8 protein-coding genes are annotated in these 8,965 nt (G+C 64.3%); 3 read left to right on the top strand and 5 right to left on the bottom strand.

The features are described 5' to 3' along the window. Positions 1-25: 25 nt before the first annotated feature. Positions 26-943: a DUF559 domain-containing protein gene (locus ACH2EI_RS13070; RefSeq protein ID WP_395153794.1), complete on the bottom strand. Its 918-nt coding sequence runs from the start codon at positions 941-943 to the stop codon at positions 26-28. Further along, entirely contained in the window at positions 886-1,266 is a 381-nt protein-coding gene (locus ACH2EI_RS13065) for a hypothetical protein (RefSeq protein WP_395153795.1), read from the bottom strand. Before ACH2EI_RS13065 ends, ACH2EI_RS13070 begins: the two co-directional genes overlap by 58 nt. A gap of 241 nt (positions 1,267-1,507) precedes the next feature. On the opposite strand from ACH2EI_RS13065, the gene ACH2EI_RS13060 reads away from it, so the two are divergent. The 3 genes from ACH2EI_RS13060 to ACH2EI_RS13050 all read left to right on the top strand — a co-directional run bounded on the left by ACH2EI_RS13060 (position 1,508) and on the right by ACH2EI_RS13050 (position 3,456). Then, on the top strand, positions 1,508-2,533 hold the full coding sequence (locus tag ACH2EI_RS13060; protein ID WP_395160324.1) for a PHP domain-containing protein: 1,026 nt from the start codon (positions 1,508-1,510) through the stop codon (positions 2,531-2,533). A 101-nt stretch (positions 2,534-2,634) separates the two neighbouring features. Next, positions 2,635-3,315: a hypothetical protein gene (locus ACH2EI_RS13055; RefSeq protein WP_395153797.1), complete on the top strand. Its 681-nt coding sequence runs from the start codon at positions 2,635-2,637 to the stop codon at positions 3,313-3,315. A gap of 57 nt (positions 3,316-3,372) precedes the next feature. Further along, positions 3,373-3,456 (top strand): 50S ribosomal protein bL37, encoded by an 84-nt coding sequence (locus ACH2EI_RS13050; protein WP_394929746.1) that lies wholly within the window; start codon positions 3,373-3,375, stop codon positions 3,454-3,456. Positions 3,457-3,604: 148 nt separating this feature from the next. On the opposite strand, the gene ACH2EI_RS13045 is transcribed toward ACH2EI_RS13050, so the two are convergent. The 3 genes from ACH2EI_RS13045 to rfbB all read right to left on the bottom strand — a co-directional run bounded on the left by ACH2EI_RS13045 (position 3,605) and on the right by rfbB (position 8,866). Continuing rightward, positions 3,605-7,180, bottom strand: a complete 3,576-nt coding sequence (locus ACH2EI_RS13045; RefSeq protein ID WP_395160322.1) for a hypothetical protein — start codon at positions 7,178-7,180, stop codon at positions 3,605-3,607. 100 nt (positions 7,181-7,280) lie between these two features. After that, positions 7,281-7,832, bottom strand: coding sequence for a dTDP-4-dehydrorhamnose 3,5-epimerase (gene rfbC, locus ACH2EI_RS13040; RefSeq protein WP_395152933.1), 552 nt, complete (start codon positions 7,830-7,832; stop codon positions 7,281-7,283). 2 nt (positions 7,833-7,834) lie between these two features. Then, positions 7,835-8,866, bottom strand: a complete 1,032-nt coding sequence (gene rfbB, locus ACH2EI_RS13035; RefSeq protein WP_395152932.1) for a dTDP-glucose 4,6-dehydratase — start codon at positions 8,864-8,866, stop codon at positions 7,835-7,837. Between the last annotated feature and the right edge of the window lie 99 nt (positions 8,867-8,965).

Here is an 8,965-nt window from a genome sequence, read left to right as displayed (position 1 = left end):
GTTGGTCGTTCGCCGTAACCGGCTGTCAGGCTGCGTCTGGCACATCGAGGTGCTTCCAGCGCGCTAACGCCCGTCGGATCCGGAGTGCTGTGCCACCCGGATCGTGGACGATCGACCGATAGCTGAATCGGAGCACCTGCCAGCCAGCGTTGGCGAGGTCGCTGTCCTTGCGGCGGTCCCGTTCGAACTGATTGCGGTCGAGGCCGTGTGTCGACCACCCGTCGCATTCGACGAGTACTGCCGTGGCAGCGAATCGGAAGTCGACCTCCCATCCAGCGATCCGTTCATGAAACGTGGTTGGTGGAAGCTGATGGCGTCGGACGAGTTCGGCAAAAACGAGTTCGAGGATCGAGTCGGCGGGCCGATGATCGATTGACCACTCATCGATGGCGGCACGGAGCGCAGGTATGCCGGGCCGGCCGCGGTGGCCGTGTTGGACTGCGGCTGCGGTGAGTGCGTCGAGGTTGAGGAGGCGGCGACTGAGTGCAACTCCGACGGCAGGTTCGACGAGTGATGGGTCGTCGGCTCCGAGGTCGCACAGGGTGCGAAGCGGGTCCGTGCAGCGGATGCCGTGGCGACGCTGGGGTGTGAGCCGCTGACGGTCGGTTGGCCGATGCAACACGACTCCGGCCAGGCGGGGTCGGCGATTTCGGTCAGGGACGGTGAGATGGACGAGCGCATCTGCAGGCTCGATCAGATTCCAGAGCATGGCCGCCGATTGGTGCGAGGCCATTGCGTGACCACCTGCGGCGAGGACGGCTGCATGTATTGCTTGGCGTTGATCCGTCGGCGCGCCAGGCAGCCGGGCGACTCGGCGGTGGAGCTCGATCAACGAACCAGCACGTATCGCACGACGCCAGGCGTCGACGCTCAGCCCGGACGCGCTCAACGTGATGAGGCCGTGATGCTGGCGCGCCCAGTCATCGAAGTCGGAGAGTCGCATGCCATGACAGTGGGCCTGGATTGGGTCGGCGGGGAAGCACCAGAATCTCGGGACGTGCTGAGGCGGAATCCGCTGCTGTCCGTCCCGAGTTCCCTGCGATCGGTCGAGTGCGGGTTTTCGAGATGCCCCCCGCCGACGTCTTTTGACGATGTTCCGGTTCCGGCCCCGACGAGTCGGTCGACCGATCCGCTGGTGACCTCGCCGACGAAGAGATCGAGCGTGTCGACATCGATCCAGGCCGCGTAGCGACGACCGTCGATCACCGTGTGTCCGAGCAGCCCGCGCTGTTCGCCTTCGATGCCGACTGCAACGGTGCCGCGCACGGCCCCCCGTTTTGTGTGAGCGATTGCGGGAACCGACGCTGGAATCGCTCACACAGAATGCGGGCTGAAGTTCTGTGTGAGCGGATATGGGCAACGACGCCGTAATCGCTCACACAAACACGCTGGGGCTGGGGCTGGGGCGGGGGCTGGGGCGGGGGGTGGGGGGGGGGGTGGGGTTGGGGTTGGGGGCAGGGGGCGGGGGCGGGGGCTGGGGGAAGCGGGGGAGGGATACGATTTGGGGATGACGCCTGAGGATGCGCTGTTGCGTGTGATCCACTGCCTGGACCGTGCTCATGAGACTGGTTTTAAGGCCAAGGCGTTCACCCGGGCGCTCGATGTGATCCGCACGACACCGGCTGCCGAGATCGAGTTGCGTGTGGCGAAGAATTCGCTGCAGGAACTCGATGGCATTGGCAAGTCGACTGCTGCGGTGATCATCGACGCAGTCGAAGGTCGCGAGCCCGAGTATCTGAAGAAGGTCGAAGCGAGCTCCCGCGTCGACATCACACTGGCGGGCCAGGTGTATCGCGATGCGCTGCGCGGCGACTGCCACCTGCATTCGACATGGAGCGATGGTGGCGCGCCAGTTGAGGCAATGGCGGCAACGGCGATGGCGATCGGCCACGAATACATGGTGCAGACCGATCACTCGGCCCGCCTGACGATCGCGCACGGCTTGAACGAGGAACGATTGAGCGAGCAGCTCGATCAGATCGCCGAAGTCAACGCAGCGATCGCTGCTGCCGGCCACGACTTCCGGGTCTTGTCGGGCATGGAGGTCGACATCCTGGTCGATGGGTCGCTCGACCTCAGTGACGGCATGCTCAAGCGGCTCGACGTGGTGGTTGCCAGCGTGCACTCGAAGCTGCGCATGGACAAGGCGCAGATGACGGAGCGAATGTTGATGGCGGTCGCCTCGCCGCACGTCGACATTCTCGGCCACTGCACCGGTCGGATGATCGGCAAGCGCCCGCCGAGCGACTTCGACGCCGACGACGTGTTCGCAGCGTGCGCCCAGTTCAACACGGCTGTCGAGATCAACTGCCGACCTGAACGGCTTGACCCTCCGCTCGAGCTGATCGACCTGGCAATCGAGTTGGGTTGCTGGTTCTCGATCGACTCTGATGCACATGCGACTGGGCAGCTCGAATGGCAGCCGCTTGGTTGCGATCGTGCGGCGGCACGAAATGTCCCGATCGACCGGATCATCAACACCCTGCCGGCTGAGGACTTGCTGGCGTGGACGCGTCAATCAGCGGCTGCTTGAACCCGATCTGTCAGCAAGCGGCCGCCTGAACCCGGCCGCCAATCAGTGGCGTAATGGGGCGTGATGGGGCGCGATGCCGCACTCGCTGCCAGAGTGCAGGCATGAGTGATGGCATGGCAACTGCGAGCGCACGAGTGGAGTGGCTGACAATTGCGGGCGATCTCGACACGTGGCGCTCGCTCGGATTGTCGGCGACGGACGATGGGTTGATTCCGTTGTTCGGGACCGCGTTGCGAATCGTCTCGCCCGAAGCTACGTCTGCCCCGCCTGCCAAAACGGGTGTGGCGGCAGATGATGTTCAGGCTGGCATTGTCGGATGGGCGATCTCTGGCATTGATGACTCGACGACCTCGATCGCCGGCCTTGCTACGACCGTGGTCGAGCAGTTGGCACCGACTTTTGCCACCCATTCGCTCGGAGCACGGTCGATCGATCACGTGGTCGTGATGACTGGCGACCTCGAGTCGACCACCGGTGACATTGCGCTCGCCACCGGATGCGAGTTGAAACGGATCCGCGAGGTCGGCAAGATCCGCCAGGGTTTCCATCGCATTGGGCGGGGAGGGCTGATCGTCGAAGTGGTCCAGCATGAAGACGACAACCGGTCAGACGGCGAGTTCTGGGGCATCGTGATCATCGTCGATGACCTGGATGCCGCTTGCGTGCAACTGGGCCCCGACCGCGTTGGCGAGCCAAAAGATGCAGTTCAGCCAGGTCGTCGAATCGCCACAATTCGCAGCAGCGTTGGCCTCGGCACGGCTGTTGCTTTGATGTCGGCCTGAGGTCTTGAGGGTGGTGCGGTTGGGGGATCGCCGCGCGAGCCGTAGCATGGCAGAACTATGTCGAAGAAGACCAGCAAGCGCAAGGCCCGCCTCCGTCGTTCGAAGGCGAACCATGGCAAGCGCCCCAACATGGGCCGCTGACCACACATCTGACTTGAATACTGCGCCAAGCGCCTGAGTGCAGCCCATTGCGGGTTGGGCCGGGCGCTTTGTCGCGTCTGGGGTCGGGTTCAGGTCGAACTGGTTGATGTCGAACGGGTTGAGACCTGTCGAATGACCGCCAATTCTGTCACGCTGGAACGTGGGGACGGACCGATTCGGGGACGTATCTTGCCCACTCGGCAGCAGTGATCGAGTCGCCGCCGATGGCGTCGAATGCTTGGGCGGCAGCGTCAGGGTCGAGCAACCATGCATCGATTTGTTGGTTTGGTCCGGCACCGAGGCACACGTCGGCATCCGGTGCGAATGCGACCGAGTAGGCGCCAGCTCCGTTCGCCAGCAGGCGGTATTCGAGCGTCGGCTGCTGCATGTCGGCGACGTTCCAGATCGAGATCTTCGCGTCGGTGCCAGCAGCTGCAACTCGTGAGCCATCGGCATTGAATGCAACGGCGACTTGGTGTCCTTCGGCGTCGCCAAGGCGCGAGAGCAACGACGGATGAGCAGGGTCGGCGCACTCCCACAGTGACACGGTGCGGTCGGCTGATCCAATGGCGACGATCGGCTTCGTTGGGTGGAACGCGACGCTCATCGCAAAGCTGTCGGCAACGGAGGTGGTGGACACCGGCCGAATGTTGCCCAGATCGCACATGTCAACGAGCACCAGCTCGTTGGTCTCGGAGACCACGGCGAGCAGCGTGGAGTCGGCGCTGATTGCCAGGTCGAGAGGTCGGACCGGCACGGGCAGAGCGGCCAGCAAGACGGGTTCGGGCCCGGCGGTATCCCATACGAACAGCTGTCCGGCCGCTTCGATCGCCGCAACGATTTGGCCGTCGGCGCCGAAGGTGACGTTGTCGATCAGCGATGTGGCCGAACCGGGCAGCACCGCCAGCGGCAGGCGTCGTGACGGACCGAACAGCACCTCGCCAGTACGTGTCCCAAACGCGACCAGTGCGCCATCGGAACTGATCGCGCCTGCACCGCTGAAGACCATGTCGGTGCTGTCGGTTTCGTAGACCTGTTCAACCTGCAATTTGGTCGAGTTGGATCGGCTCCACAATACGCATCGGCCGCCCGAGCCCGTAATGACCGAAGCCCCGGTTGTGTCGAGCGTGATGGTCCAGATGGTCGAGTCGACTTCGGCCTTGAGTGCCGACGGCAGCGCCCAGGCCCGGATCGTTCCGCTTTCTGCAGCGGTGATGGCGTGCCCGGGGCCGATAAATCGCACGCTGGTGACAACGGACCCGGGGCTCAGCTCGGGGCGAACCTCTTGCCAGTTGTGGGCGGTGAAGAACCGAACGGTGCCGTCCGAACTGGCGACCGCGACGTGGTCCCCAGATTGCGACACCCCAATGTCGTTGACCCACGATGAGAAAGGCGCCGACGTCAGTGAGCGTTCGGTTGGGGGCGTGTCGTTGGCCGTGTCCCAGACTCGGATTCGGCCGTTGTGGTAGCCGGCAATGACGTAGTTGTCGTTCGGGTCGAATCGAACGCAACTCGCTGGCGAGCCTTGGGGATGGGGCATGTGCCAGGGTTCGGCGTCGTCGAGCACGTGGCCAGTTCGGCTTCGCCAGATGGTGAGGGTGCCGTCGGCGGAGCCCACTCCGAGACGGCTGGCGTCCGACGAGATGCTGAGGCTGAGGGCAGTGGCTGGACAGGGGAATGCTCCGATCCGCTCGCCGGTCAGGGGGTTGAGCACGATGACGGCACGGCCGGCGCCGGCCGCGACCAGCCATTCGTCGTTGCGTGCGAATGCCAGCGCGTGGACGGCCCCGCTGAAGTCGTCAGGTCTCCCGATGTTGCGCTGCTGCCCAGTGCTCAGCTCGTGCACCCAGATTTCGCCACTGGCGCTCCCAATGGCGATTCGCTCGCCGGCGAAGTCGACGGCCACCGCAGCCACACGCTGCCCAGCGGGGTTGGGAAACTCTTGGCGCAGCCGAATGGTGTTGGCGTCGCAATCGAAGATGCGAATGGATTCGTTCGGCCCGTTGGACGCGATGGCGACCTGCTGGTTGCCAGACAGGTCGAGTCGGACTTCACCGGGGGTGCCGAGCGATCGGGCCCCCGGCATCGGCGACGTTGCAGCTGCTACCGCCGAGCGTGCCTCGACGGTGGGTGCGGCGCGATGTGCGAGGACGGCGATCTGGGCACTCAAGATCGGGTCGTTGTTGCGAAGCTGGCTGGATTGGAGAGCGAGTTGCCGTGAGGTGACGTCAGCGTCGCGGCGTTGCTGTTGGTTGCGGAGCTGCTGACTGGCTGTGATGAATTCGATCTCCGTGCTGGTGAGCCGAAACCAACCCGAGCCGCCGAGCAGCATGAGGGCGTCATCGAGGAGTGTGCCCTGCAGCGCCGCCGAGGGGACGCGTGCCATTTCGTCCCACGCCGTTGCATAGACAGCGATCCGCCTGACGATGTGCAGCGTGCCCCGCTCCTCGTCGATCCAGCCCTCGAGCCGCCCCCAGCTTTTGAGCAGCGCTTCGTGGCTGATGGTCACGTTGTTGCCGTCCAGGGTGAGGAGCCGGGCCTGGGTGAACACCTCAATGACGTCGTCGATTGCGGCATCGCTGCTGTTTGTCCAGAATGTCGTGAGATCGAGTGGGCGGCGGAGCATGGTGCCGTCGTCTTCGAGTTCGACGAGGTGCGTGAAGATCTGTCGGCTGAGATGTCGGCGCTCGTCGTCGAGCGTCGTGTAGGCAGCTTCGGCCGCCTGGCTGATGGCGTGCGCGAGGCCACCGATTTTCCTGAGCCGTTCGAGTGTCAGGACCTGGGGCGATTTTTCAGCGAGGAGAAACAGCACGTGGGAGAGGAGCGGGAGGGCTTCGGTGCGTTCGGCGAGCCCGGAGTATTTCGTGAATTCGGTGACGAGTTCGATCAGGAGGTCGGGCGCCACGGTCATGCCGGCGTTGTCGGCGGGACGCACAATGCACTCGGTCATGCTGGCGCGGCTGAGTGGTGGGACGAGTGTGTGGCGTTGCTCGAGGCCGTGTCGAAGCCACGGTGTCTTGGTCGCCCGCTGGTAGTAGTCGGCGCGTAAACCGACAACGGTCTGGACGTCGCAATCAGCGGTCATTTCTGCAAGCTCGTCGAGAAAGTACTGGGCCTGCTGCTTGTTGGTTGGCGAAAAGATCTCTTCGAACTGATCGATGACGATCACTTGGTGCTGGCCTGCGTGCTCCGACATCCATGTCGAAATCGAATCGAGCGCCTCGATCGGATGGAGCTGGGGGGTCGTTGCCATGGCCACAATGTCCTCGCGGGCGTTGAGCCCTGCGACGAGCCCGGCTCGGAGTAATGACGACTTGCCAACGCCTGACGGGCCGATCACGACCATTGGTGGATGGCCCTGCCCGTCGAAGCCCGCAACGATGTCGGCGATGAGCGTTGCAGTCAGTTCTGACCTGCCGTGGAATCGGTCGGCGTCGCTTTCGGAGTAGGCGTTGAGCCCGAGGTAGGGATTGTCGTCGGCGGGACGTCGGCGTAGCCGTGCGAGCGCTTCGAGCCAGGGTTTGGTGTCGTCGACGCCGAGTTCGCGAAGCAGCACTTCGAACTTGTCCGTTTCGCGCGGATAGGGGATGTGTTTGCCGGTGCACCACCCGTGCACCGTCGAGACGGAACTATCGAGCTTCTTGGCGAGTGCTTTGTAGCTGAGCGGCGACGCTTCTTTGAGCGCATGGAGTTCAGCAACGAATCCCGCCCGGCTTACGTTCACGTTCCGCAATGTAGAACATCTGAGAGTGGTGATTGAGTAATGAACCCCCGTTTTTCCTCGACGGTCCAGCGAGGGTAGCGAGACCGCGGGCGCGGCTGCGTTAGAAGAGGTCGGGCTGGTCGGCGAAGAGGGGGGCGATTTCGTCCTTGCCAGACAGCGTGGGGCTGCCAGACGAGAGCTGCCAGTCGATGGCGAGGTCGGGGTCGTCCCAGCGGATGGCACGTTCGCAGTCGGGTGCGTACTTGCCGCTCACCTTGTAGGCGACGCGCACGTCGGGTTCGAGCGTGCAGAAGCCGTGGGCGAAACCGGCGGGAACGAGGAGCTGGTTGGCGCCCTCCGCGGTGAGCGTGACGGCAACGTGCTGTCCGAAGGTCGGCGAGGCCCGGCGAATGTCGACCGCAACGTCGAGGATCGATCCGTGGATCACGCGCACGAGCTTGCTCTGGGCGTGGGGTGCGGTTTGGTAGTGCAGCCCGCGCAGCGTGCCGGTGGGCGCAGAGAACGACTCGTTATCTTGCACGAAGTCGATGTCGATGCCGGCGCCCTGCAAGACGTCGCGTTTGTAGGTTTCGCTGAACCAGCCGCGCTCGTCGCCGTGGCGTGTGGCGCGGATTTCGACGACTCCGTCGAGCGCAGTGGTGATGATCTCCATGGCTACTTCTTCAATCCGAGGCGCTCGGTGGCCTGCTGGTCGCGCAGTGGCTGCCACCAGGGCTGGTTGTCGAGGTACCACTGCACGGTGCTGCGGAGCCCGGTGGTAAAGGTGTGTTGGGGCTCCCAGCCGAGGTCGCGCTGGATCTTGGTTTGGTCGATGGCGTAGCGCTGGTCGTGGCCGGGGCGGTCGGCAACGAACGTGATCAACGATCGGCGCGATTCGCCGGTATCGAGTGGCCCGGCCAACTCGTCGACGAGGTCGCAGAGGGTTTCCACGACCTCAAGGTTGGTGCGCTCGGCTTTGCCGCCAATGTTGTATGTCTCGCCAGGCGTGCCGCGCTCGACGACGGTGACGAGCGCTGCGGCGTGGTCTTCGACGTGCAGCCAGTCGCGGATGTTGTCGCCCTTGCCGTAGACGGGCAGTGGTTCGCCGTGCAGGGCGCGGATGGTGACGAGGGGGATGAGCTTCTCGGGGAAGTGGAACGGCCCGTAGTTGTTCGAGCAGTTGGTGAGGAGCACGGGGAGGTCGTAGGTCTCGCCCCAGGCCCGGACGAGGTGGTCCGAGCCAGCTTTTGAGGCCGAGTACGGCGAGCGGGGGTCGTACGGGGTGGTTTCGGTGAACGCGGGGTCGTTCGGGCCCAGTGATCCGAAGACTTCGTCGGTCGAGATGTGGTGGAAGCGTTGCACGCCGGCTGTCCGAGCGGCTTCGAGCATGGTGAACGTGCCGATGAGGTTGGTGTGGATGAAGGCGGCGGGGCCGTCGATGGAGCGGTCGACGTGGCTTTCGGCGGCGAGGTGCATGACGGCGTCGGGGGAGTGCTCGGCGAAGACTTCGGTGATGCGGTCGATGTCGCAGATGTCGGCCTGCTCGAATGTGTGCCGGGGGCTGTCGGCGATCGATTGCGTCGATCCTTCGGTGGCGGCGTAGGTCATCTTGTCGACGTTGACGACCGAGTGGTCGGTGTCGTTGATGAGGTGACGGACCACGGCAGAGCCGATGAAGCCCTTGCCGCCGGTGACGAGAATCTTCATCGGTCGCGGTCCAGCGCTGCCAGTACGAACATGCCAATCATGGGCGACAGGGTACGGGCTGGCGCCGCCCGCCGAGCGTTGAGTGATCGAACCTGACCC

The sequence above is a fragment of the Ilumatobacter sp. genome (assembly GCF_041688325.1).
Classification (GTDB): Bacteria; Actinomycetota; Acidimicrobiia; order Acidimicrobiales; family Ilumatobacteraceae; genus Ilumatobacter_A.
The sequence above is the reverse complement of the archived record's forward strand: the minus strand, read 5'-3'. Positions and strand labels throughout refer to the sequence as shown.